The sequence below is a fragment of the Sporosarcina sp. SAFN-015 genome (assembly GCF_051966875.1).
GTDB lineage: Bacteria > Bacillota > Bacilli > Bacillales_A > Planococcaceae > Sporosarcina.
Genome location: NZ_JBQCKP010000010.1, coordinates 45994 through 69610 on the forward strand (window position 1 = coordinate 45994; position 23617 = coordinate 69610).

The 23617-nt window shown below is 44.4% G+C and carries 26 protein-coding genes and 1 other annotated feature; of the genes, 25 read left to right on the forward strand and 1 reads right to left on the reverse strand.

All coding sequences use genetic code 11. From position 1 onward, the window contains the following. The first annotated feature begins 5 nt into the window (after positions 1-5). The 20 genes from minC to ACTHPA_RS16020 all read left to right on the forward strand — a co-directional run bounded on the left by minC (position 6) and on the right by ACTHPA_RS16020 (position 15559). Positions 6-677, forward strand: a complete 672-nt coding sequence (gene minC, locus ACTHPA_RS15925) for a septum site-determining protein MinC (protein ID WP_440501589.1) — start codon at positions 6-8, stop codon at positions 675-677. A 1-nt stretch (position 678) separates the two neighbouring features. Next, positions 679-1476 (forward strand): septum site-determining protein MinD, encoded by a 798-nt coding sequence (gene minD, locus ACTHPA_RS15930; protein ID WP_440501590.1) that lies wholly within the window; start codon positions 679-681, stop codon positions 1474-1476. Positions 1477-1599: 123 nt separating this feature from the next. Beyond that, positions 1600-2151, forward strand: coding sequence for a peptidoglycan DD-metalloendopeptidase family protein (locus tag ACTHPA_RS15935; protein ID WP_440501591.1), 552 nt, complete (start codon positions 1600-1602; stop codon positions 2149-2151). Continuing rightward, complete coding sequence (locus tag ACTHPA_RS15940) at positions 2148-2762, forward strand: M50 family metallopeptidase (RefSeq protein ID WP_440501593.1); 615 nt, start codon at positions 2148-2150, stop codon at positions 2760-2762. The genes ACTHPA_RS15935 and ACTHPA_RS15940 overlap by 4 nt, the downstream gene beginning before the upstream one ends. A 41-nt stretch (positions 2763-2803) precedes the next feature. Beyond that, positions 2804-2877, forward strand: a sequence feature (ribosomal protein L21 leader region). Positions 2878-2890: 13 nt separating this feature from the next. Then, complete coding sequence (gene rplU / locus ACTHPA_RS15945; RefSeq protein ID WP_440501595.1) at positions 2891-3199, forward strand: 50S ribosomal protein L21; 309 nt, start codon at positions 2891-2893, stop codon at positions 3197-3199. A gap of 6 nt (positions 3200-3205) precedes the next feature. After that, on the forward strand, positions 3206-3532 hold the full coding sequence (locus tag ACTHPA_RS15950; RefSeq protein ID WP_440501596.1) for a ribosomal-processing cysteine protease Prp: 327 nt from the start codon (positions 3206-3208) through the stop codon (positions 3530-3532). 12 nt (positions 3533-3544) lie between these two features. Next, on the forward strand, positions 3545-3835 hold the full coding sequence (gene rpmA / locus ACTHPA_RS15955) for a 50S ribosomal protein L27 (protein ID WP_041075331.1): 291 nt from the start codon (positions 3545-3547) through the stop codon (positions 3833-3835). A gap of 186 nt (positions 3836-4021) precedes the next feature. Then, positions 4022-4546 (forward strand): Spo0B domain-containing protein, encoded by a 525-nt coding sequence (locus tag ACTHPA_RS15960; protein ID WP_440501598.1) that lies wholly within the window; start codon positions 4022-4024, stop codon positions 4544-4546. An 11-nt stretch (positions 4547-4557) separates the two neighbouring features. Next, positions 4558-5850, forward strand: coding sequence for a GTPase ObgE (gene obgE / locus ACTHPA_RS15965; protein WP_440501600.1), 1293 nt, complete (start codon positions 4558-4560; stop codon positions 5848-5850). A 45-nt stretch (positions 5851-5895) separates the two neighbouring features. Continuing rightward, entirely contained in the window at positions 5896-6351 is a 456-nt protein-coding gene (locus ACTHPA_RS15970; RefSeq protein ID WP_440501602.1) for an ACT domain-containing protein, read from the forward strand. A 113-nt stretch (positions 6352-6464) separates the two neighbouring features. Further along, entirely contained in the window at positions 6465-7346 is an 882-nt protein-coding gene (pheA, locus tag ACTHPA_RS15975) for a prephenate dehydratase (RefSeq protein ID WP_440501604.1), read from the forward strand. Positions 7347-7531: 185 nt separating this feature from the next. After that, positions 7532-8707: a LysM peptidoglycan-binding domain-containing protein gene (locus ACTHPA_RS15980; protein WP_440501606.1), complete on the forward strand. Its 1176-nt coding sequence runs from the start codon at positions 7532-7534 to the stop codon at positions 8705-8707. Between the two features lie 7 nt (positions 8708-8714). After that, positions 8715-9584, forward strand: coding sequence for a phosphotransferase (locus ACTHPA_RS15985; protein ID WP_440501608.1), 870 nt, complete (start codon positions 8715-8717; stop codon positions 9582-9584). 11 nt (positions 9585-9595) lie between these two features. Further along, positions 9596-10318 (forward strand): YebC/PmpR family DNA-binding transcriptional regulator, encoded by a 723-nt coding sequence (locus ACTHPA_RS15990; RefSeq protein ID WP_440501609.1) that lies wholly within the window; start codon positions 9596-9598, stop codon positions 10316-10318. A 270-nt stretch (positions 10319-10588) separates the two neighbouring features. Next, positions 10589-11194, forward strand: a complete 606-nt coding sequence (gene ruvA / locus ACTHPA_RS15995) for a Holliday junction branch migration protein RuvA (protein WP_440501611.1) — start codon at positions 10589-10591, stop codon at positions 11192-11194. Positions 11195-11225: 31 nt separating this feature from the next. Next, the gene (gene ruvB / locus ACTHPA_RS16000) at positions 11226-12230 is read left to right on the forward strand and encodes a Holliday junction branch migration DNA helicase RuvB (RefSeq protein ID WP_440501613.1); all 1005 of its coding nucleotides are present in this window, start codon (positions 11226-11228) and stop codon (positions 12228-12230) included. A 42-nt stretch (positions 12231-12272) separates the two neighbouring features. After that, positions 12273-13313, forward strand: coding sequence for a tRNA preQ1(34) S-adenosylmethionine ribosyltransferase-isomerase QueA (queA, locus tag ACTHPA_RS16005; RefSeq protein ID WP_440501614.1), 1041 nt, complete (start codon positions 12273-12275; stop codon positions 13311-13313). A 38-nt stretch (positions 13314-13351) separates the two neighbouring features. Continuing rightward, entirely contained in the window at positions 13352-14491 is a 1140-nt protein-coding gene (tgt, locus tag ACTHPA_RS16010) for a tRNA guanosine(34) transglycosylase Tgt (protein ID WP_440501616.1), read from the forward strand. Between the two features lie 38 nt (positions 14492-14529). Continuing rightward, on the forward strand, positions 14530-14799 hold the full coding sequence (yajC, locus tag ACTHPA_RS16015) for a preprotein translocase subunit YajC (protein ID WP_440501618.1): 270 nt from the start codon (positions 14530-14532) through the stop codon (positions 14797-14799). A gap of 118 nt (positions 14800-14917) precedes the next feature. Further along, the gene (locus tag ACTHPA_RS16020) at positions 14918-15559 is read left to right on the forward strand and encodes a DUF421 domain-containing protein (protein ID WP_440501620.1); all 642 of its coding nucleotides are present in this window, start codon (positions 14918-14920) and stop codon (positions 15557-15559) included. On the opposite strand, the gene ACTHPA_RS16025 is transcribed toward ACTHPA_RS16020, so the two are convergent. Continuing rightward, complete coding sequence (locus ACTHPA_RS16025; protein ID WP_440501621.1) at positions 15553-17124, reverse strand: putative polysaccharide biosynthesis protein; 1572 nt, start codon at positions 17122-17124, stop codon at positions 15553-15555. The genes ACTHPA_RS16020 and ACTHPA_RS16025 overlap by 7 nt on opposite strands. A 39-nt stretch (positions 17125-17163) precedes the next feature. Here ACTHPA_RS16025 and ACTHPA_RS16030 point away from each other — a divergent pair, with 39 nt between their 5' ends. From ACTHPA_RS16030 to ACTHPA_RS16050, 5 genes are all read left to right on the forward strand, one after another. Continuing rightward, entirely contained in the window at positions 17164-17478 is a 315-nt protein-coding gene (locus tag ACTHPA_RS16030) for a post-transcriptional regulator (RefSeq protein WP_440501623.1), read from the forward strand. Positions 17479-17609: 131 nt separating this feature from the next. After that, complete coding sequence (secDF, locus tag ACTHPA_RS16035; RefSeq protein WP_440501624.1) at positions 17610-19877, forward strand: protein translocase subunit SecDF; 2268 nt, start codon at positions 17610-17612, stop codon at positions 19875-19877. Positions 19878-20166: 289 nt separating this feature from the next. Then, complete coding sequence (locus ACTHPA_RS16040) at positions 20167-20505, forward strand: LapA family protein (RefSeq protein WP_440501626.1); 339 nt, start codon at positions 20167-20169, stop codon at positions 20503-20505. A gap of 131 nt (positions 20506-20636) precedes the next feature. Beyond that, positions 20637-22985 carry a single-stranded-DNA-specific exonuclease RecJ gene (recJ, locus tag ACTHPA_RS16045; protein ID WP_440501627.1) on the forward strand — a complete coding sequence of 783 codons (2349 nt, stop codon included), beginning with the start codon at positions 20637-20639 and terminating at the stop codon, positions 22983-22985. Next, positions 22976-23488 (forward strand): adenine phosphoribosyltransferase, encoded by a 513-nt coding sequence (locus ACTHPA_RS16050; RefSeq protein WP_440501629.1) that lies wholly within the window; start codon positions 22976-22978, stop codon positions 23486-23488. The genes recJ and ACTHPA_RS16050 overlap by 10 nt, the downstream gene beginning before the upstream one ends. Positions 23489-23617: the final 129 nt, after the last annotated feature.

Below are 23617 nucleotides of genomic sequence, written 5' to 3' on the forward strand. Positions count from 1 at the left end.
CGCAAATGACGAAACAGCACTATGTAACAATAAAAGGGACAAAAGACGGGCTTGTCCTCCGACTTGACGACAAATGCGCTTATTCGGACATGATTGCAGAACTCCGCAATAAAGTCAGCGAAAATAGTCTCGAAGGGCTTGCTGAAGTGAAGGTGCATACCGGTAATCGTTATTGTAATGAAGAAGAGTTAAAGGAAATTATGAATGTCGTTCACGAATCGCCGCATTTACGAGTTTCCAAGATTCAAAGCGAAGTCATTACAATAGAGGAATGCAACCGTAAAGTATTGGAGAATCAATCGGAGACCTATATCGGCATCGTCCGCTCAGGTCAGGTCGTTAAAGCTGATGGAGATCTTGTTGTAATCGGCGATGTCAATCCGAACGGCCGTGTCGAGGCCGGGGGAAGCATTTACGTATTAGGAAGATTAAAAGGAATCGCTCATGCGGGTGCTACTGGCAATGAAGAAGCAGTAATCGCGGCTTCGTGGCTTGAGGCGACGCATTTGATGATAGCGGATAGACTGGAAACAATGACTGACGAGCTGACAATTTTGTCAGAACAACCGGAGATGGAATGCGCATACATACATCCTAACGGTTTCATTGCCATCGACCGTTTACAGGAGCTTCGGATTCTCCGACCTAATCTGTCGACATTCAAAGGAGGGAGCTAGTGTGGGTGAAGCAATCGTTATAACGTCTGGAAAAGGTGGAGTCGGTAAAACGACGACATCTGCAAATCTTGGGACAGCATTGGCTCTACAAGGGAAAAAAGTGTGTCTCGTTGACACGGATATCGGCCTCCGCAATCTGGACGTCATCCTCGGTCTTGAAAACCGTATCATATACGATCTCGTCGATGTCATCCAAGGCCGATGCAAAATCCATCAAGCGCTCGTCAAGGACAAGCGTTTTGAAGATGGGCTCTTTTTGCTTCCGGCTGCTCAGACAACTGATAAAAATGCAATTGAACCTGAACAAATTAAAGAATTAATCAACGAATTAAAACGTGACTATGATTATATTTTGATAGACTGTCCTGCAGGTATTGAGCAAGGATATAAAAATGCGGTTGCCGGTGCAGACCGTGCCATCGTTGTTACAACACCGGAAATTTCAGCAGTGAGGGATGCAGACCGTATTATTGGTCTGTTGGAGCAAGAGGACATTGAACCTCCGAAGCTGATCATCAATCGGATTAAAAGCCGTCTAGTCAATAGCGGCGATGCTTTGGACGTCAATGAAATCACTACTCATTTATCAATCGATCTGCTTGGGATCGTCCTCGATGACGAAAAAGTCATTTCCTCATCGAATAAAGGAGAGCCAGTCGTAATGGATCCATCAAACCCGGCAGCGATCGGTTACAGGAACATTGCCCGTCGGATCCTAGGCGAATCCGTACCGCTCATGTCTTTAGACGAAGGTAAACCTGGATTTTTCGGGAAGTTGAAATCATTATTTGCTAAGTAAACGGGAACCCTTGATAACAAGGGTTCTTTTTTTGCGTTCTATAATAAACAGTTTCCTTGGACATTTGCCCATAATATTCATAGTACACCCGTCATATACTGAGAAAAAAGGTGGTGTGGCGGGGTGAAATGGAAAACAAAATGGGTCATTGCAACCATAGTAGCGATTGGCGTATTCAGCTTTGCCAAGTTAGAAGAAATCGGAATCATCAACAAGCCTGTAACCCAATATATAACGACAGGCAAAGATTTTCTCGTCATGAAAAAGTGGGTCGCCTCTATCATAGGAAATCCAGAAGAGGATGCAATTACAGTATCCGCCGAATCTGTAGAGGAGCTTCCATTCGCAGCTTACGAATCGATGCAGCCGTATAAGGATGGTGTAATCGCTTCCTATGCTCATCCGATGCCTATTACAGCACAAGGGGACGGGCTCATCGTATTCACTGGATTTACCCGGCAATCAGGTAAGACAATTACGGTGTTATACGATGATGGAGACGAAGTGACATATGGATTTGTCGGATCGATTTCGAAGCTTCCTTACTCGACTGTAAAAAAGGGGGACACGCTTGCCCTTATGAACGAAGAAGCAATCTATTTGAAAGTGAAGCGGGAAGGAGTCGTATTGGAGGCTGAAGTTTTGGCTACTTATTTCTCGGAAGACACGAAATGAAGCTTCGTCTCCATCCTATATTGGCACCTTTTTTCATCTTGCTGATGATTACAGGGGGATTAGCGTTTTACGCTCTCGTCTTCATTTCACTTCTTGTTCATGAAGGCGGCCATATTCTTTCTGCGAAATTAGTTGGCATGAAGGTCCGCTCGTGCACAATCATGCCGTATGGAGGAGAACTGAGGATACCTAATAGGCACTCTTACGGGAGAAGGCAAAGAGTGTTCGTTGCCATTGGGGGTCCTGTTGCCACATTCTTTCTCCTCCTGCTGTCGAAGCTATTTTCTTTTCCGGGGAATGAACAATTCCTTCGTATTCAAGTAGTGATCCTCTTGCTGAACTTATTGCCTATTTTACCTCTTGACGGTGGACAGGCTATTAGCGCAATGCTTGAAACAGATGAGAGAAAATATAAAGTGAGATCTGCATATCTCATTTTTTCCATATCGGTTTTAATAGCCGGCAGCCTTTTGCTTCTTCTTGGACTACCTGAAACGATCCTCTTTCTTACTCTTGCTCTATTTTTACTGATTCAAAATATATCTGCCTTCAAGTTTCGGAAATACGAACAGGCTTATGAGCAATTGAAAAGAAAACAGTTGACGCCATGAGTTGTGCATGGTAATATTTTAATGTTATTGTTTGTAGCGCACCTGTGCTACAACCGCACTGACAAGGTACAAGCATCCGTTAGGATCACCTTTGAAGGCGAGTCTGAGTCTATTGAGGAGGTGCAAGTATGTACGCAATCATTGAAACTGGTGGAAAACAAATCAAAGTCGAACAAGGCCAAGAAGTCTACATCGAAAAAGTAGTCGGCGAAGCTGAAGAAACTGTAACATTCGACAAAGTTCTATTCGTTGGTGGAGAAAACGTGAAAGTCGGCGCTCCATTCGTGGAAGGTGCAACGGTTACTGGTAAAATCGTTAAGCATGGCCGCGGCAAGAAAATCACGGTTTTCAAATACAAGCCGAAAAAGAACTACCACAAAAAGCAAGGTCATCGTCAGCCATACACAAAAGTTGTCATCGAAGGCATCAACGCGTAAGCCGACATGATCAAAATCAGTATTAATGAACAACCATCCGGCCGGATCAGCTCATTTGAGATGAAAGGCCATGCCGATTTCGCAGTACATGGAAAAGATCTTGTCTGTGCAGGCGCATCTGCGGTTTCATTCGGAGCCGTCAATGCTGTTATTGCACTCACTGGCATAACTCCTGACATCCAACAAGGATCAGATGGTGGTTATTTGAAAGTGGTTTTTCCGGAAACGGAAAAAGATAAGGAAATTCAATTGATTGTGAAGGCGATGATTGTTTCATTACAGACGATTGAACAAGATTACGGGCAACATATAAAACTTATTTTTAACCGATAGGAGGTGGCACTGATGTTACGTTTGGATCTCCAGTTTTTCGCATCGAAAAAAGGGGTAGGTTCTACAAAGAACGGTCGTGACTCCGAATCGAAACGTCTTGGCGCTAAACGTGCTGACGGACAATTCGTTTCTGGCGGCTCTATCCTTTATCGTCAACGCGGAACAAAAATTCACCCAGGTGAAAACGTTGGCCGCGGCGGGGACGATACACTTTTCGCAAAGGTTGACGGCGTAGTTCGCTTCGAGCGTTTTGGCCGCGACAAGAAAAAAGTGAGCGTATACCCTGTAGCTCAAGAAGCTTAATGTTATGACTAACATTGAAAGGACTGCATTTTACGTGCAGTCCTTTTTTATTTTGATTTTTATCTGCTATTAATGCCAATCCATTATCGCCAAAGTACATAACACCAACAAATTAATCCATATCTTTGACGGATTTTGTGAAAGGGATGCTATACTGTAGTATATGATATCTTTGGCGGTGAGAAAATGGAATCGGAAGACTTGACGATTGGGAAAGCGCTGAAATTTGCACGCCATGATTTTTTAAATGATTTGCAACTAATGTTATTATATATGGATCTCGGGAAAATGCCTGAAGCCCGAAATACGCTATTAGAAACGACAGAACGCATGCGGCACCTATCCATGTTGGAAAAGCTTCGCCTGCCGAAGACGGAAATTTGGATTAGCACATTTGAATGGAGGCATACGGCTTTCTCGAAAAAGTTGCAATGCGACATTATTGCAGGAGACCGGACGGCGAATGATGAAGTGATTGCCGATTATTTGGAACGGTTAATTGGCATCGTAGGAGAATCAGTCGATCCGATGGATGAATACATCGTCCATATCATAGTAAAAGCTACCGAAGAACAATGGTCGCTTCAATTGACCATCGAAGGGACCCTCTCATTTACCGAATCGCCCAATTTACCAAATACGGACGATGGGTTTGAAGTGAGTGGAGTTTTGCAAGATAAGCAATGGACGTTCACATTAAGTGGACGATAGGAGGAAAAAACATGTTTGTCGATCACGTTAAAGTATATGTCAAAGGCGGCGACGGCGGCGATGGAATGGTTGCATTCCGCCGCGAGAAGTACGTAGCCTACGGAGGTCCTGCTGGTGGGGACGGAGGAAAAGGCGGGGACGTCGTTTTCATCGTAGATGAAGGATTACGGACGCTAATGGATTTTCGCTATCAGCGACACTTCAAAGCCCCACGTGGAGAGCACGGAGGCAGTAAAAACAAGCACGGTAAAGGCGGAGAGAACATGGTAGTTAAAGTTCCTCCAGGTACGATCGTCAAGGATTTGGAAACTGGTCATATCATCGCTGATCTCGTGGAACATGGCCAGACAGCTGTCATCGCGAAAGGCGGACGAGGCGGACGAGGGAATTCGCGTTTCGCTACACCGCAAAATCCTGCACCTGAGTTATCGGAAAAAGGAGAACCGGGCGTCGAACGGGAAATTACACTTGAATTAAAAGTGCTCGCAGATGCTGGCCTCGTTGGTTTCCCGAGCGTAGGAAAGTCGACATTATTATCTGTCGTATCCGCAGCAAAACCGAAAATTGCCGACTACCATTTTACAACGCTTGTGCCGAATCTTGGAATGGTGGAGTTGGAAGGTGGAAGGACATTTGTTCTAGCCGATTTACCAGGTCTTATCGAAGGAGCACATGAAGGCGTCGGTCTCGGTCATCAGTTCTTGCGGCATATTGAACGGACAAGAGTCATCATCCACGTCGTCGATATGTCTGGAATAGAAGGGCGGGATCCGTACGAAGATTACATTACAATCAACGAAGAACTGGAGAAATACAATCTTCGCTTAATGGAGCGTCCTCAAGTCATCGTTGCAAATAAAATGGACATGCCGGAAGCTGAAGAAAACTTAAAACTGTTCAAAGAGAAGCTGGGCGAAACAGATGCAAAGATTTTCCCTATTTCTGCGATTACACGTGTAGGGTTGGATCAGCTGCTATTTACAGTTGCCGACTTGCTTGAAACGACGCCGGAGTTCCCGATGCATGAAATCGAAGAAGAGGATGAAAATCGTTCAGTTCTTTATAAGCACGAAGCTGAAACCGCTGACTTCAAGATTACGCGAGATGATGATGGAGCATATGTCCTATCAGGATATACTCTCGAACGTCTATTCAAGATGACCGACTTCAATTTCGATCAATCTGTCCGTAAATTTGCACGTCAAATGCGTGGAATGGGTGTAGACGATGCTCTTCGCGAGCGAGGTGCGAAAGACGGGGATACAGTTAGAATCCTCGACTTCGAATTCGAATTCCTCGAATAAGATATTATCGAGGATGAGTAATGAATTGTTGCAAGGAGGCATTCAATGAGGCCATTGGGGGAAGGGCAGTTTTATCTAGTAAGGGAAGATGTACTTACGGAATCGATGCTTAAGATGTTAGAGGCGAAAAGGCTTCTAGCGAGCGGGGAGGAAAGGACAATCCAGGAAGCGACGAAGCGGGTCGGATTGTCCCGCAGTGCTTATTATAAATATAAGGATACTGTCTTCCCATTCGAATCGATCGCTCGTGAACGAGTGTTGACAATTTTTATTCAACTCGAGGACCGGAAAGGATCGCTTGCGACGATTCTTCGGATCATTTCGGAGGCGAAATGTAATGTGCTGACCATTCACCAGACAATCCCGGTGCAAGGTCGTGCTAATATAACGTTGTCACTTGATGTAACCGAGATGCAGATCAAAATGGAGGAATTTATGCAAAAGTTGAAAGCGCCTAACTTCATAGATTCCGTCCATTTGATCAGCTCGGGAGCTCTTTAATGCGCCTATAGCTCGGTAATGATAAAAGCGGAGGGCGTTTATCGGGGATAGCACCCAAAGGCGAACAACAAAGATAGAAAAATAAAGTGGAGCAACTAGATGGAGGATCTGAGATGAGCGAACAAGATTACAAGCCAACGGTCGCCTATTTGGGGCCTGAAGCATCATTTACTCATGTTGCGGCAACTCACCTTTTTGGAACGGAAGGCTTGGTGCCCCAACCGACGATACCTGATTGTATAGAAGCTGTAACGGAAGGTCATGTCGCGTACGCGATAGTGCCGCTTGAAAACGCGTTGGAAGGCTCGGTGCCAATGACGATTGATTATTTATTCCATGGTAGCGAATTGTATATCAATGCGGAAATTTCGATTCCGATTGAACAGCATCTGATGGTGAATAAGAAGCAGAAGGATCATTTAGAGAAGCTCGAATCGGTCCATTCTCATCCACATGCACTTGCACAATGCCATAAGTATTTGCAATATCATTACCGCCGTACGCCTTTGATTCAGACAACATCGACAGCTGCGGCTGCAAAATATATTTCCGAAAATCCGGAGCTTCGTATCGCCGCAATCGGAAATCGTTTGGCTTCTGAAAAGTACGGCCTACATATCGCTGAAGAAAATATACACGATTTTCATTTCAACCATACACGGTTTGTCGTCTTATCATTGAGAAAAGGCCATTTGGAAGTACCGGGTCATTCGAAAGAGCCGAAAACGACATTAATGATAAAGTTACCCGAAGACGATCGTTCAGGAGTGCTTCATCAAATATTATCAGTGTTTGCATGGCGGAAGCTAAATTTAAGCAAAATCGAATCACGGCCCATGAAAACTGGGTTAGGAAATTATTTTTTCATCATCGACGTATTGGAAAGTGAAGAGCACCCGATGATGAGAGGTGCCCTTGAGGAACTTGCGGCGCTTAATTGCACGGTTCAATCATTCGGTTCGTATTTTCCATATGAACATAGACCTTCAAGCTAACTTTTATTAGCTTGGAGGTTTTTTCATTTAAAAGGCTAGAAAGCCTACGAACATCAATTTTTCAAATGAATAATCGGGACAATTCCACAATATACATACTAAGAGAGAGGGCGTCTTTCTTAAATTTGCGTCACATAGACGGGCGTTCGTTCATACGATGGATTGATGGAAGGGGGATTTTGTTAGTGGATGTCCATATTGTTGTAAAAGGGGATACGTTGTGGAAAATTGCACGACAGTACGGTATCCCTTTTGAAGATTTGAAAAGGGTGAATGCCCATTTGGCAAATCCGGATTATATCGTTCCGGGAATGAAGATTTTTTTGCCAAAGAAGAAAACTGCACCTCTGCCGAGTGAGAAAGGCAAGGAAAAAATGCCTGAGAAGGTTAAGCCTCAACAAGTAAAGCCTCAGCAAGTAAAGCCATCTACGCCTCCTGCAATGGAAAAGCCGACTAAGCCGAAGGAACCGGTTCCATTGCCGAAGGTTGAACCTGAATTTGAAATGCCGAAGCCGCCATCTGTGCCGAGACAGCCTATGCCGAGCTTGCCTGTTCAGCCACCGCCTGTAATGACACCACCTGCAGAGACTGTGCAGCCATTACCGTCCATACCGCCTGCCGTTCCTACACCGCCAATGGCAATGCCACAATTTTTCCAGCCGATTATGCCTGTTCCTTGCGGATGGATGCCTATTTACGATGCGGATTGTGTACCGATGCCGTTTCCAAGCTTCACTCAACAAATGCCGGCGCCTATGCCAACGCCAGCCATGCCGCCGCAATCTATGCCTTCACAAGTAATGCCGGCGAAGGAAATGCCGACAACACCAGCAAAATTAGGAGTGAAACCACCTTCGATTGAAAGTGCCGAAGAAATGGATGAGTTTGAAGAATCACCAATTTATCCGGGAAGAGGTCCTGGAGTTTCTCCGCCTTATCCTGTCAGAGGCTGGGAGTTGATGGAGTCACCGACGATTCCGCTTGAATCACCGGAACATATGGTTTACTGTCCGCCGGAGCAAGGATATGTGCCTCAAATGGTATCACCCGAGTATCAAAATCCTAGCGAGATGATGATGCAGCCTCAGCAACCATTCTTTTTCGGTTATCCATGTCCTCCGATGCCTGTTCATCACTGTGGTTGCCCTCACCATGGATTCTATGGATTTGGTCCGAGTGAGATGCAACCGAATTATATGATGCCGATGCAAGTGAGCCCGATGCAAGTGAGCCCGATGCAAATGAATCCGACGCAAATGAATCCAATGCAAATGAATCCAATGCACATGAACCCGATGCAAATGAATCCAATGCATATGCAGCCTTTCAATCCTATGGATAATTACGGATGCGGCTGCTGACCGGCGTATGGCGCTGGAAAAGAATATCCGTAAAGTAAAGAAAAATGTCTGGAAAATGGTGGAAGGGGAATCCGCCTATTCGTTAAAAAGATATACAACGCGTTCAACGGCGGTGAAAGTCGAGTATGTACACCGACAGTTGCATGCGATCCGTTTTCCTCATATTGTTCCAATCCTTCCAACGGAGGATCCGTTATTCATTATGCAGCCATGGATTGAAGGGACGAAACCCGTCAACTTCAGGCGACGTAGTGATCGAACCGATTCCTTAATAGCCCTTCAAGCATTGCATCGAACAAAAGAGCAGATTGATTGGGATGCCTCCCCTTATCTGCATAGATATCAGCTCTTGGAAAAATGGCAAGAAAGACTTGATCGCTTTATTGAAAATCGTGATGCTTTCGGGAAATTTTTAAGGAAACAAGCGGTTGATGAGATAATCATGTATGGGGAAGAAGCTCTTCCCATTTTGAAGAAGAACTATCGGAAGCTTTCGGGCTATACGTTGCTTCACGGGGATGTCGTCCATCACAATATTCTTCGTGATGGAAACGGTTTAATTCGCTTCATCGATTTCGACCTTGCATGTACAGGACCACCTGGAACCGAATTGGCACTTTGGATGCACCGTGTCTTGCCGAATGTTTGCTACAATTTGGAGTTCCTATTGGCAGAGCAGATGTCTTTAAAAGATCTCGATAACGCATCTAAATCGATGCTGCTTTATCCGAATGAGATGTTAAGGGAATGGTTGCATCTTTTAAATATGCCGGAAGCGAAACAAGAAAATATTTCTAGAAAGCTCATCCCCTTTACGGAGTATGCCCTCTCTTCATGGCCGAAGTTATGGTATGATGTAGAACGGAACATGAAGTAGGAGGATGCATAATGGCTGGCCATTCAAAGTGGAAAAATATCCAAAACCGTAAAGGCGCGCAAGACGCGAAACGAGGCAAAATCTTTCAAAAGATGTCGAGGGAACTCTATGTCGCTGCAAAAACGGGTGGAGGAGATCCCGACATGAATCCCGCACTCCGTCTTGCAATCGAGAAATCAAAAGGCTTAAACGTGCCGAATGATGTCATTAAAAGAGCTATCGATAAAGCGACTGGCGCAGGTGCGGATGAAAACTATGAGGAAGTCGTCTATGAAGGATATGGACCTGGAGGGGTAGCTGTTCTTGTTTATTGTTTAACTGAGAACAGAAACCGCACAGGGCCGAATATCCGTGTAGCTTTCAATAAAAATGGCGGAAACTTGGGAGAAAGCGGATCGGTCGGCTATTTATTCAACCGAAAAGGACGCCTATTTGTCGAGCGTACTGCTGACACCGGTGAGGAAGCAATCATGCTTGCAGCTTTGGAGGCGGGTGCTGAAGACATTGAGTCGACAGAAGATGGCTTTGAAATTATTACAGAACCGTCCAGCTTCATGGAAGTAAAAGAAGCTTTGGAAGCTGAAGGAATAGAATTTATTTCAGCGGAGATTGAAATGATTCCGACGATCTATACGGGATTGCAAGGTGATCATGCCGACCAATTTGAAAAGATGATTGAAGCATTAGAAGACGATGATGATGTGCAAAATATTTATCATAATGCAAGTCAATGAATGAGCCGCCTCTTCAGCGGCTTTTTTTATTGTCCAGCACCGGGTGGCAGCAGCTCGGGTCGCTTCAGGCGTGAAGCAAAAGGCAAAAAGCGCCTTTTGTCCAAGCCCTCCATCGAAAGCCGTAACGAAGAACGGCTTTTGCGAGTAAAAGCGAAGCGTTACGAGCACATCTTTGCCCTGCTGTCGCAGCTGAACGCCACCCTCCGCTTTTCTATGTAGAAAACCCGTTCGTATGCTATAATAGTTTCGATACTTTAGGGGGAGAATGGCTTGTACGATTATATAAAAGGAATAATTACCCGGGTGACACCCGAATACATAACGGTTGAACAAGGCGGCATCGGTTGGCAGATCATGACGCCTAATCCATATGCCTTCCATCAAACGGAAGAAGTGCAGCAAGTATTCACTTATTTACATGTGCGTGAAGACATGCAGTGGTTGCTCGGGTTCAAATCGATAGAACAGCGTGAATTGTTCAAGAAGCTTATCACTGTTTCTGGAATCGGTCCGAAAGGTGCTCTAGCCATTTTGGCAAGCGGCATACCTTCTCAAGTCATCGGTGCAATCGAAAGGGAAGACGAATCATTCCTCGTCCAGTTTCCAGGCGTCGGAAAAAAGACGGCACGTCAAATAATCCTTGACTTGAAAGGGAAGCTCGGGGATCTATTCACGGAAATTGAAATGCCGGATACGGACGTGACACTGCTTTCATTAGCAGAAAACGGCGCGTTGGAAGAGGCAATCCTTGCTTTGCAGGCGCTAGGCTATTCACAACGTGAACTGGCAAAAGTGAAGACTGAGATGCAAAAGGAAGACCTGGATACAGAAGGCTATATGAAGTTGGCACTACGCCTATTATTGAAACAAAAATAATAAATCGGAATAGAAAGGAGGAGCGGTATGTATGGAACGGGTCATTTCAAGTGAACAATCCAATTATGACGACAGCTTCGAACAATCTTTGCGACCTCAAACGTTGCATCAATATATTGGACAAGAGACTGTAAAAGATAATTTGAGTATTTTCATCGAAGCGGCAAAAGGCAGGAGTGAAAGCTTGGATCACGTCCTTTTGTACGGTCCGCCAGGGCTTGGGAAAACGACGCTTGCAACTGTCATAGCAAACGAAATGGGCGTCAATGTAAAAATGACGAGCGGGCCGGCGATTGAAAGGCCTGGCGATCTCGCAGCGGTCGTTTCATCATTGGAACCGGGCGATGTTCTATTCATCGATGAAATCCACCGATTGAACCGGTCAATCGAGGAAGTGCTTTATCCAGCAATGGAAGACTTTTGTCTCGACATCGTTGTGGGGAAAGGGCCATCCGCCAAATCAATACGTCTCGATCTCCCGCCGTTTACATTGATTGGGGCGACGACTAGAGCCGGTTCTTTGTCCGCTCCGCTTCGAGACCGTTTTGGTGTGCCGCTCCGTCTAGAATATTATGGAGAAGTTCCATTGAAGGAAATTGTAATTAGAAGTGCAAGCTTGTTCGATGTCGATATCGACGCCAATGCAGCAGTTGAAATAGCGAGGCGCTCAAGAGGAACGCCACGAATTGCCAACCGTCTCCTGCGCAGAGTGCGTGATTATGCACAAGTGCGTGGCGACGGCAGTATTACAATGAATATCGCGAAAGAAGCGCTTGAAATGCTGCAAGTCGATTCGCACGGTCTCGATCACATCGATCATAAATTGCTTGTCAGTATGATTGAACGATTCCGCGGCGGTCCGGTCGGGATTGATACGATTGCCGCAAGCATTGGCGAAGAGTCCATCACGATTGAGGACGTTTATGAGCCTTATTTGTTGCAAATCGGTTTCCTTCAAAGAACACCTCGCGGCAGGATTGCTACTCGACTCGCTTATGATCACTTCGGTTACGAGCCGCCCGAATCGATTACGTAATAAAAGATGTTCAATTATTGATAGAAGGAGTTCACGCGGATTATGGATGTAAATGATTTTGATTTTGATTTACCTGAAAGCCTCATTGCACAAACACCTCTCAAAGATCGGACTGCGAGCAGGTTGATGGTTTTGGATAAAGTGACGGGAGACGTAAAACATCGTCAGTTCCGTCATATTGTGGACGAGCTGCAGGAAGGGGATATCATTGTTCTGAACGATACAAGAGTCCTGCCTGCACGTCTCATTGGCACAAAGGAAGATACAGGCGCGTCGATTGAAGTTCTCCTTCTGAAAGAGACTGGCTCTGACGAGTGGGAGACACTCGTAAAGCCTGCAAAACGAGTGAAAGTAGGAACTGTTGTTTCGTTCGGGGACGGCAGTTTGGAAGCTGAATGCACTGAAATCCTCGAACAAGGGGGAAGAATATTTAAATTCCGGTACGAAGGCATTTTCTATGAAATTCTAGATGCCCTCGGACAGATGCCCCTCCCACCTTATATAACAGAGACGCTCGACGATCAATCGCGTTATCAAACTGTTTTTGCAAAAGAAAGAGGCTCCGCTGCTGCGCCAACTGCCGGTCTTCATTTCACCGAAGAAATATTGCAGGAGATCAAGAGAAAAGGCGTTGGCGTCGAATTTATCACATTGCATGTCGGCTTGGGAACATTCCGCCCTGTCAGTGTAGATTCCATCGAAGATCATACGATGCATTCGGAGTATTATCAAGTGACTGAAAAGGCGGCAAACGCAATCAATGAAGCGAAGGCGAGAGGTGGAAACGTCATTGCGATCGGTACGACTTCGGCGAGAACTTTAGAGACAATCGCTTCGCAAAATGACGGAAAAATCGTGCCGACCAGTGGGTGGACGTCAATTTTTATCTACCCTGGGTACGAGTTCAGCATTCTTGATGGTATGTTAACAAACTTCCATTTGCCGAAATCGACGTTAATCATGCTTATTTCGGCTATGGCGACACGTGAAAATGTGCTCGCCGCCTATAAAGAAGCGGTGAAGGAGAAGTACCGTTTCTTTAGTTTCGGGGATGCGATGTTCATCAACCCGCACAAAAAGTAAAGAGGTACTAATCCTCGAAATAGAAAGGATCACACGAAATGGCAGCAATTACTTACGAACATATAAAAACATGCAAGCAGACAGGAGCACGGCTTGGCATCGTCCATACGCCTCATGGTTCATTTGAGACACCGGCATTCATGCCTGTCGGGACTCAAGCGACGGTGAAGACGATGTCTCCTGAGGAATTGAAAGAGATGGGAGCCGGAATTATCCTAGGCAATACGTATCATCTTTGGCTCCGCCCAGGAAATGATATTATTAAAGAAGCAGGCGGCCTCCATAAATTTATGAACTGGGATCGACCGATTTTGACAGATTCAGGCGGTTTTCAAGTGTTTTCATTAAGTGAATTCCGTAAAATCGAAGAGGAAGGCGTCCATTTCCGTCATCATTTGAATGGCAGTAAGCTTTTCCTAAGCCCTGAAAAAGCGATGGAAATTCAAAATGATCTAGGTTCGGATATTATGATGGCTTTCGATGAATGTCCGCCATATCCTGCAACTTTCGAATATATGAAGGCGAGTGTCGAGAGAACGTCGAGGTGGGCAGAACGGTGCTTAAAAGCGCATGCCCGTCCTGGAGATCAGGGGCTTTTCGGCATCGTGCAAGGAGGCGAATTTGAGGAGCTTCGCAAACAAAGTGCTAAAGACCTCGTCTCGCTCGACTTCCCAGGATATGCAATTGGTGGGTTATCCGTAGGGGAGCCGAAAGATGTCATGAATCGCGCGCTAGAATTTACAACACCATTATTGCCGGAAAACAAGCCTCGCTATTTGATGGGGGTCGGTTCTCCAGATTCGTTGATTGACGGAGCAATTCGCGGAGTTGACATGTTTGACTGTGTATTGCCGACGCGTATCGCACGGAATGGAACGTTGATGACTAGTGAAGGCCGCCTTGTTGTGAAAAATGCGAAATACGAACGCGATTTCGGACCATTGGATCCGAATTGTGATTGCTATGCTTGTAAAAACTATAGCAGAGCATATATCCGTCACTTGATCCGCGCGAATGAAACATTCGGCATCCGTTTGACGTCCTATCATAATCTGTACTTCCTACTACGATTAATGGAACAGATTAGGGATGCAATCCGAAATGATCGCCTCGGCGATTTCAGAGAAGAATTTTTTGAACAATACGGATTCAACAAACCAAATGCAAAAAACTTTTGAATCTTGTATAATAAACCGAGAGAAGAGGGGGGAATAGAATGAATGATGGTAGTATGCTTGGAACGTTGCTTCCAATTATTGCGATGTTCGCGATCATGTGGTTTTTGTTGATTCGACCTGCACAAAAAAGACAAAAGCAGACGAAGCAGATGCAAGAAAGTTTGAAGCGTGGCGATAAGGTCATTACAATCGGCGGTCTTCACGGCGTGATCGATGCTGTTGACGATACATCCGTATTTTTGAAAGTCGCTGACGGCACAACTTTGCAATTCGATAGACAAGCTGTCGGTCGTGTTGTAGCATCTTAATAATGTACATGTTCAAAGAGGCGGATTCACAGTATTGAAACTGTGAACCGCCTCTTTTTAATTTGGGTATATTCCTGATCGGGAAAAGGCATGCTTTCCTGAAGAGGAGGGATACATAATGAATGATCTTCTTATCATTGGATTCAGGACAATATTGCTATATGCGTTCATCCTGATTATTCTCCGGCTGATGGGAAAACGGGAAGTTGGAGAACTAAGCGTCATTGATGTCGTAGTCTTTGTAATTATGGCGGAGGTTGTTGCGGTTGCATTGGAATCGCCAGATAAAAAGTTGAGCCACTCTGTTTTCCCGGTGCTCCTTCTACTTGTAATCCAGCTGCTGACATCTTTTCTTTCCTTGAAGAGCAAAAAATTCAGAGATGTTGTCGATGGAGACCCGACGTTGATTATACAAGATGGAATCATCCAAGAAGAGCAGATGAGAAAACAGAGATATAACTTGGATGATTTATTTCAACAGCTTCGTGAGCAGCAAATCGGATCAGTACGCGATGTGTCCTATGCATATTTAGAGCCTTCTGGAAATTTGTCAGTATTCACATATGAAAACACCCAACCAGTCCTCGCTCTCATATCCGATGGCGTCGTCCAAAGCCGCCATATTCAATTGATCGGAAGGTCCGAAGATTGGCTCATTCAAGAGCTAGAAAAACAAGGTGTAAATGAAGTAAATCAAGTCTTTTATTGCTCATTCGAAAATGGGAAGATACACTTTCAGCTGAAAAAAGCTTTTCAATAGTTTTTTATCAATCTCTTCAACATGAAAACATCGTTTTTCTTCACTTGCCCGAAAAGCAACAAAATGACGAGAAGGAATGCTGTCGTAATTATGCATTCGGTCAACAGACCGAAATTGCCGATTGGTATGAAAATAGGGCGTATGACGGCAACCATGATAAAGGATACATAAGGCAGAGCGAACATTGTGAAGCCGGCCGCCGCTGCTTTGTTTTTTCGTAATGTTGCTATATGAAGAAATGAAGTGACAAGGACTCCGAACCCAATCGCAAGCACTGCCCCTGTTTCCTGTAAGCCTGGCTGGGATGCTAAGACGAACATGACTCCCAGCTTAGCAATTCCGCCATATACTGAATTCATCATTCCTGCCTTTGCATCCCCAGTTGCTTGCAAAATGGAGTATAACGGGCTTTGGATATAATAAAAGAAAAATATAGGGGCAAGCAATGTCATATAGGAACCGCCATCACTAATATGAAAAAGCTTCTCGGCAAGCGCCTGTCCGTGAATATAAAAAACAGCTGCAGCGAAAGCGCCGGTCAATGCTGAAAGCCGCAAAGCCAAATGGATCCGCTCTTGCAGTCTTTTCTTATTGCTTGCAGCTGCAGCTCCACTTACAGCAGGCACAAGCACGACAGACAATGCGTAAGGGATAAATGAAGGAAAGAGCAGCAAAGGGATGAGAACACCTGAGATGACCCCGTATAGCGATGTAGCCGCTACTGCTCCGACTCCTGCCATTGATAAGGCACGAAGAAAAATGATTGGCTCTAGGAACCATGTGAACGTGCCGAATAATCTGCTGCCAGAAGACGGCAACGCAATCGATAATAGCGGCTCCATTGGATAGCGTTCTTTTTTGACAACAGGCTTCCTGTCACGACGTTTATGTTGTTGATATTTGAACCATAAATAACAGGCGGACAGCCCTTCGGCAAGCAATGTTATACCCATCGCGTAAGCGGCATTCATAGGGTTGTTATCGGGTACTAGAAAAATAGGCAACATCCATGTAATCAAAACGATTCGGAATAGCTGCTCAATAATTTGCGACCAAGCCGTTTCTTCAATTCTGACTATCCCTTGAAAATATCCACGGATCAAACCGCAAACAGCTGCGATCGGAATAATGGCGATTCCAACATATAACGTAGTGGAAGTAGCAGCATTTCCTAATAACGTTTCAGCTAAATAAGGGATGAAAAGAATGGATAGCGGGATGAATATCGCACCTGTGAAAATTGTTATGAAAGTTGCAGTCTTCATGACGGCAGGAAGTTTTGCAGTTTCCCCTTTTACCTTTAATTCCGCAATCACCTTCGCAACTGCGATTGGCACGCCTAGTTGAACGAGTGATAAGAAGAATATGAACGCCGGATAGGCGGTCATGTAGATTCCGACCGCTTCTTCTCCTGCGACGCGCATGAATTGGATGCGATAGACGAATCCTAATAGCTTTGTCATGAATACGGCAATCATCAGTATGGCAGTTCCACGGATGAAAGTGGACAATAAAAACAACTCCTTCTCAATTCCGGTCATTTCGTATACACTAAATCTATGCATAGGTTTGTCTATTTACGACTGAACGGGAAAGGGATGGAAATGGTGACGATTCAATTCGAGCAGATATTCAAACATGCACTGCCTGCTATTCAAAGTAAAAGGGATGAATTCCGTCTTTATGGCTATCACACAGTGACAAATGAAGAAATATGGAAATTCTGTATTCGTAAAAAATGGCGGAAGAAAAATGTGTCTACGATGCGAATCCACGAAATCGTGAATGGCATCTTGGCATTGACGCCTGCTGAATTCATGACGTATACCCAAATCGAGGAACAAAGGGATTCGAATTGGTTCTCAGATTTGAACAGCGATGAGCTGCAGTTGCTACTTTCACCGAAAAGTAAATCGTAATTAGATGTTCAATGAATGTCCAACTATTTGACAGATGCAATACTCTGTTTCATAATTGGAGTGTTGTATTTTCTTAAAAACTGTACATAGCAAACGTCTTACCGTTCCACGTACAGAGGGGGAACTAACTTATGAAAAAAAGAAGCCGGATCGTATCGTTCCTATTATTGCTTGTCTTGTTGGGTTCTTTAATAGGCGTTACGGTAAATCCGATTATAAAAGATGTTAGGCTCGGACTTGATTTACAGGGGGGCTTCGAGGTCCTATACGAAGTTCAGCCACTCAAAGACGGTCAAAAAATTACGGAAGATGTTGTGGCCGATACAGCTGGTGCATTACGAAACCGTGTTGACGTGCTCGGAGTAAGCGAGCCGGTTATCCAAGTCGAATCCAATAACAGGATCCGCGTGCAGTTGGCCGGTGTCGAAGATCAGGAAACGGCACGTGAACTATTATCCACTCAAGCAAATCTGACATTCAGAGATGCAGACGATAACCTGATGTTGGATGGAAATGATTTGAAAGAAGGTAAGGCGAAAGCCAACTTCGATCCAAGTGGTAATCCTGTCGTTACACTCGAGATGAAAGACCCGGACAAATTCGGGGAAGTGACAGCTGAAATTAAAGCGAAAGCTCCTGAAAATGTCATGGTCATCTGGATGGATTTTGAAGAGGGCGTCGATTCATTCAAAGAGGAAAGAATGAAGGAAAAGCCAAAATTCATTTCCGCTCCTTACGTAAGTAATGTTATCAATTCATCCAGTGTTGAAATTTCAGGAAGCTTCACAGTGGAAGAAACAAAAAGTTTGGCAGGCATCTTGAATGCAGGTGCGTTACCAGTTCATCTTGAAGAAATCTACTCTACTTCTGTTGGTGCTCAATTCGGAGCACAGGCGTTGGATAAAACGATTCTAGCTGGTATTGTTGGTATATCATTAATTTTCATTTTCATGTTAATTTATTACCGTATTCCTGGATTTGTCGCTGTTATTACACTGTCTGTTTATATTTACCTTATCCTTACTGTCTTCACAAGCATTAATGGCGTTCTTACACTTCCTGGAATTGCAGCTCTGATGCTCGGGGTCGGTATGGCGGTCGATGCGAATATCCTGACATATGAGAGGATTAGAGAAGAACTACGTGTAGGGAAATCAGTGAAGACGGCATTCTCGGTAGGTGCGAAATCTGCATTCACTGCCATCTTGGATGCCAATATTACAACTTTGCTAGCAGCTGTCGTCCTATTCATTTTCGGGACAAGCTCTGTCAAAGGCTTTGCAACAATGCTAATCATTAGTATCTTAGTCAGCTTCTTAACAGCTGTATGGGGCTCGCGTCTATTGTTGGGCCTACTCGTTAATAGCGGTATGCTTGATGGCAAGACTGGCCTATTCGGAATTTCGAAAAGGCGGGTCCACGCACCAGAAGAAAATGTGGATACGCTTGAACTATCAACGAAATTCGATCGATTCGACTTTGTTCATTCTCGAAAGAAATTCTATGTCATTTCGATGGCATTAATTATTGCTGGCATCATTGTCCTTGGTATTTTCAAATTAAACCTCGGGATTGACTTTGCAGGCGGTACGCGTGTAGAAATTTTATCGGATTCTTCTTTAACGACTGAAGAAATTTCAAATACGCTTGAAAAAATCGGCCATCCAGCAACGGATATTGTCATTTCTGGTGATACGAACAATATTGGCGTTGTACGTTATAAAGAAGAATTTAAGCAAGAAACCGTAAATAAATTCAAAAAAGATCTAGAAGCTCATTACGGTGCAGACCCAAATATTTCAACAGTTTCCAATACTGTAGGTAAAGAACTTGCTGAAAATGCATTGAAAGCTTTGATAGTCGCTGCACTCGGAATCATCATCTATGTTGCCTTCCGTTTTGAATGGCGCATGGGTGTATCATCCATTATCGGCTTGATCCATGATGCTTTCTTCATGGTAGCAGTATTCAGTATTACGAGGCTGGAAGTGGATATTACGTTCATTGCCGCTGTCCTAACCATTGTCGGATATTCGATAAACGATACAATCGTAACATTCGACCGAATCAGGGAGAATTTGCATAAGATCGGGAAAATTGATAATGCGGATACGTTGGCTGATGTCGTCAATAAATCGCTTCGTCAAACATTGGGACGTTCCGTGAACACTGTATTGACAGTCATATTTGTAGTAGTCGCACTAATTGCTCTTGGAGCAGAAGCGATCCGCCCATTCTCGATCGCCTTGCTGATCGGTTTGCTCGCAGGTACGTATTCCTCCATCTTCATCTCAGCTCAAATCTGGTTTGATTTGAAGAAGAAAGAGCTTCAAAAAACAGGCACGTTGAAAGTCGATAAAGTGAAAAAACAATGGGGTTCAGACGAGCCTGTAGTGTAATAACTACGGCTCCGACGACGTTTCAAACCTCAACAGGACAGGGTATACTCTACGTATATCCTGTTTTTTTATTTCAAAAGCGTAGGGCGCTTGCCCAGATACAACAGGCATAAGGCGAAGATGCGAAGTGGCGCTTTTTGCCACATAGCAGATTTGACTTATGACCCGAGCAAATCGAACTGCGAAGGGTTCGATTTGCCTTAATTTCTGCAGCTTTTTACAGAAATTAAGGCATCCTTATAGCGCCTGAAGCTGGATGTTAATTTTTTGAAAAGGAAGGTGGAGAAGAATGAAGATGCAATGGTCGTTAATACTCAGTATTCTTTTCGCCATCATTATCGCTGTATTCGCAATACTTAACGTTGACCCAGTCCAAGTAAACTACTTGTTCGGAGAAGCGCATCTGCCACTCATCCTCGTCATTCTTTTTACAGCTCTACTCGGCGCAGCCATTAGCGGCTTCCTAGCAATGTTCAAATCCATCCATGCCAATAGACAAATCAATGAACTAAAAAAGGAAATGACTGCAAAGGAAATTACAATCGCAAACCAGCAAAACGAACTAGCTGCATTGCAACATCTTGTTGATCCAACAGCCAAAGAGGAGAAACTTGAAGGTGAAACGTAAACAAAGCATCCTATTCGGGTGCTTTTTTCATGCAGTGCAACATAAACGATTTATTTATTAAGGAAACCGGCTATCCCCTTTAAGAGTCCGCCATCTTCCGATATAATGGGGATAAGAGGATGTGAGTCATTATGATAGAATCAATGAAAAACTGGACGATTAACCGTCCGGATGAAACAATCGTAAATACATTCATGAAAGAGCTTAGTATCCCTTCCATCCATGCTAAAATTCTAGCTTCACGAGGGTTTACGGATGTAGAGGTAACTAAGTCCTTTTTACATATGGAAGAAAATTGCTTGCATGATCCGTATCTTCTTTTCGATATGGAAAAAGCTGTCAATCGGATTCAGCTAGCAATTGATACAGGTGAAAAGATTACCGTCTATGGCGATTATGACGCAGATGGCGTCACAAGTGTCACTGTATTGACAACGGCTCTTGAACAGCTTGGTGCAAACGTCGACTTCTCTATTCCGAACCGCTTTGAACACGGATATGGACCGAATATCGGGCTGTTCGATGAACTGCATAAGTCAGGAACAAAGCTGATTATCACGGTTGATAATGGAATTTCCGGCTTGGAGGCTGTTGCCTTTGCTAAATCCGTCGGTATGGATATCATAGTGACAGATCATCATGAAATTGGTAACGAACTGCCGATTGCAGATGCGATTATTCATCCGCGTCATCCAAAAGGCGATTATCCTTTCGGTGAGCTAGCGGGTGTTGGTGTTGCTTTTAAGTTGGCTTGCGCATTACTAGGTGAAGTGCCGGAAGAACTGTTCGAAATCGCTGCGATCGGCACTGTCGCCGACTTAGTTCCATTGAAAGACGAAAACAGGTTCATCGTCAAGGAAGGCATCAAGAGGATGCGCTTGTCGCATCGACCAGCGATTCAGGCGCTCGTCAAAGTAAGTGGGACCGATCAGCATTCGCTGTCCGAGGAATCACTCGGTTTCATGATAGGGCCGCGCTTGAACGCCCCAGGGCGTCTAGGGAGTGCGGATCCCGCTGTCCATCTGTTGAAAACGGATGATCGGATGGAAGCTATGTCCATTGCGCAGCAATTGGATTCATTGAATAAAGAAAGACAAGCACTTGTTACAAAAATAGCAGATGAGGCTGAACAGGCGATGGTTGACATGTATGGCGATATGTTGCCGTATGTCATTGTCATTGCAGGGGAAGGCTGGAATCCAGGGGTAGTCGGAATCGTTGCTTCCCGATTGACCGAAAAATATTACAGGCCATCAATCGTCCTTTCCATAGATCATGATACAGGAATCGCAAAAGGTTCTGGGCGGAGCATAGCAGGTTTTGATTTATTCAAAGAGCTTTCGAAAGCTAGTGACCTATTGCCTCATTTTGGTGGCCATGAGATGGCGGCAGGCATGTCGCTTTCGATAAAAGATGTTGTGGCCTTGCGGAATCGGTTGAACGATCAAGGAAAGTTGAGTTTAACGGATGAAATGCTAACTCCGCAATTGCAAATAGATGTGCCGCTAGAAATCGGAGAGATTGATGTCGACGTTTTGGAAGCATTGGAATTGCTACGGCCATTCGGTGTATCATTCGAAAAGCCTGTTTTTTTAATCGAGAACTTATCATTGTCTTCTGTAAGGAAGATCGGAGCAGCCAAAAATCATTTAAAGCTTGAATTGTCCGATGGAGTGGATAGCCTTGATGTAATTGGTTTTGGTAATGGATATCTCGCCGATGAAATGAGTCCTGGCGTCACTTTATCCATCACTGGCGATCTTCAAGTGAATGAGTGGAATGGACGTAAAAAACCGCAGATGCTGCTCACCGATATCCAATCTAAGGATTGGCAGCTTTTCGATTTGCGTGGTATAAGAGAGCCAAATCGGTGGATTTCAATCATTCCTGAGAAAAATAATTTATTCATCGCCTTCCAGGAAACAACGATTGCCCATTTCCAACCAATCCTGAAAAATATACAAATTCATCAGTTCGGGCAAATAGAACTGTCGGAAACCGATCATATAATCATTTTAGATATGCCGGCAGGGACGGAGCAAATGAAAGAGTTGATTGAAAGAACGAATCCCAAAAGGGTATATGCTCATTTCTTCGTGAATGAATCATTATACTTCGAAGGAATTCCTAGTCGGGAGCATTTTGGATGGTATTATAGCTTTTTGAAGAAGCGGGGTACATTTGATTTGAGGAAGCAAGTACATGAATTGTCCAAGCACCGAGGTTGGAAGATCGACACAATTTATTTCATGACAAAGGTGTTTTCCGAGCTCGGATTTGTTAAGATAGAGAATGGTCTTGCTATAGTAAATGAAGACGCAGGAAAGAAAAATCTTTCTGAAGCGCCTTCTTACCAACAGAGAGAGCGTCAAATCGAATTGGAAAAGATGCTTGTATATGCACCCTATATGGAATTGAAAAATTGGATTGATGGGATTTTCAAAGAAACCGTCAACAGGGAGGAACAATTATGGATTTAAAAAGTTACGTGACAATCGTCCCGGACTATCCAAAAGAAGGTATTAGCTTTAAAGACATTACGACGATTATGGATAACGGGGATGCTTATAAATATGCGACCGATCAGATTGTCGAATTTGCAAAGAAAGTTGGAACTGACATTATTGTTGGTCCTGAGGCGAGAGGGTTCATTATCGGATGCCCTGTCGCATACGCATTGGAAGTCGGTTTTGCACCCGTCCGAAAACCTGGCAAGCTGCCTCGCGAAACGATAGCTGTCGAGTACGATCTTGAATACGGCAAGGATTCGTTAACAATTCATAAAGATGCCATCAAGCCTGGTCAGCGTGTATTGATCGTGGACGATCTGCTTGCAACAGGCGGAACGGTCGGTGCAACAGTTGAGCTTGTTGAAAAACTCGGTGGAGTAGTGGCTGGGTGCGCGTTCCTTATCGAACTATCGTATTTGAGTGGCCGTGAAAAGCTAAAAGGCTACGACATTCAAGCACTTATCACTTATTGAAGAAAAAAGATCCTCGCATTAGTTGCGGAGGATCTTTTTTGTTCTAAGGGCTTTACATTTTTATCTGTTTATACATACAATAGAATTATCTTTAATTTTTTTGCGGAATTAGTCGAAAGGAGTAGAAAA

Excerpts from the sequence above, each read along its gene's own strand:
- minC (WP_440501589.1), top strand. The coding sequence starts at position 6 with ATGACGAAACAGCACTATGTAACAATAAAAGGGACAAAAGACGGGCTT.
- ACTHPA_RS15940 (WP_440501593.1), top strand. The coding sequence starts at position 2,148 with ATGAAGCTTCGTCTCCATCCTATATTGGCACCTTTTTTCATCTTGCTG.
- rplU (WP_440501595.1), top strand. The coding sequence starts at position 2,891 with ATGTACGCAATCATTGAAACTGGTGGAAAACAAATCAAAGTCGAACAA.
- ACTHPA_RS15950 (WP_440501596.1), top strand. The coding sequence starts at position 3,206 with ATGATCAAAATCAGTATTAATGAACAACCATCCGGCCGGATCAGCTCA.
- rpmA (WP_041075331.1), top strand. The coding sequence starts at position 3,545 with ATGTTACGTTTGGATCTCCAGTTTTTCGCATCGAAAAAAGGGGTAGGT.
- ACTHPA_RS15960 (WP_440501598.1), top strand. The coding sequence starts at position 4,022 with ATGGAATCGGAAGACTTGACGATTGGGAAAGCGCTGAAATTTGCACGC.
- obgE (WP_440501600.1), top strand. The coding sequence starts at position 4,558 with ATGTTTGTCGATCACGTTAAAGTATATGTCAAAGGCGGCGACGGCGGC.
- ACTHPA_RS15970 (WP_440501602.1), top strand. The coding sequence starts at position 5,896 with ATGAGGCCATTGGGGGAAGGGCAGTTTTATCTAGTAAGGGAAGATGTA.
- pheA (WP_440501604.1), top strand. The coding sequence starts at position 6,465 with ATGAGCGAACAAGATTACAAGCCAACGGTCGCCTATTTGGGGCCTGAA.
- ACTHPA_RS15985 (WP_440501608.1), top strand. The coding sequence starts at position 8,715 with ATGGCGCTGGAAAAGAATATCCGTAAAGTAAAGAAAAATGTCTGGAAA.
- ACTHPA_RS15990 (WP_440501609.1), top strand. The coding sequence starts at position 9,596 with ATGGCTGGCCATTCAAAGTGGAAAAATATCCAAAACCGTAAAGGCGCG.
- ruvB (WP_440501613.1), top strand. The coding sequence starts at position 11,226 with ATGGAACGGGTCATTTCAAGTGAACAATCCAATTATGACGACAGCTTC.
- queA (WP_440501614.1), top strand. The coding sequence starts at position 12,273 with ATGGATGTAAATGATTTTGATTTTGATTTACCTGAAAGCCTCATTGCA.
- tgt (WP_440501616.1), top strand. The coding sequence starts at position 13,352 with ATGGCAGCAATTACTTACGAACATATAAAAACATGCAAGCAGACAGGA.
- yajC (WP_440501618.1), top strand. The coding sequence starts at position 14,530 with ATGAATGATGGTAGTATGCTTGGAACGTTGCTTCCAATTATTGCGATG.
- ACTHPA_RS16020 (WP_440501620.1), top strand. The coding sequence starts at position 14,918 with ATGAATGATCTTCTTATCATTGGATTCAGGACAATATTGCTATATGCG.
- ACTHPA_RS16025 (WP_440501621.1), bottom strand. The coding sequence starts at position 17,124 with ATGCATAGATTTAGTGTATACGAAATGACCGGAATTGAGAAGGAGTTG.
- ACTHPA_RS16030 (WP_440501623.1), top strand. The coding sequence starts at position 17,164 with ATGGTGACGATTCAATTCGAGCAGATATTCAAACATGCACTGCCTGCT.
- secDF (WP_440501624.1), top strand. The coding sequence starts at position 17,610 with ATGAAAAAAAGAAGCCGGATCGTATCGTTCCTATTATTGCTTGTCTTG.
- ACTHPA_RS16040 (WP_440501626.1), top strand. The coding sequence starts at position 20,167 with ATGAAGATGCAATGGTCGTTAATACTCAGTATTCTTTTCGCCATCATT.
- recJ (WP_440501627.1), top strand. The coding sequence starts at position 20,637 with ATGATAGAATCAATGAAAAACTGGACGATTAACCGTCCGGATGAAACA.
- ACTHPA_RS16050 (WP_440501629.1), top strand. The coding sequence starts at position 22,976 with ATGGATTTAAAAAGTTACGTGACAATCGTCCCGGACTATCCAAAAGAA.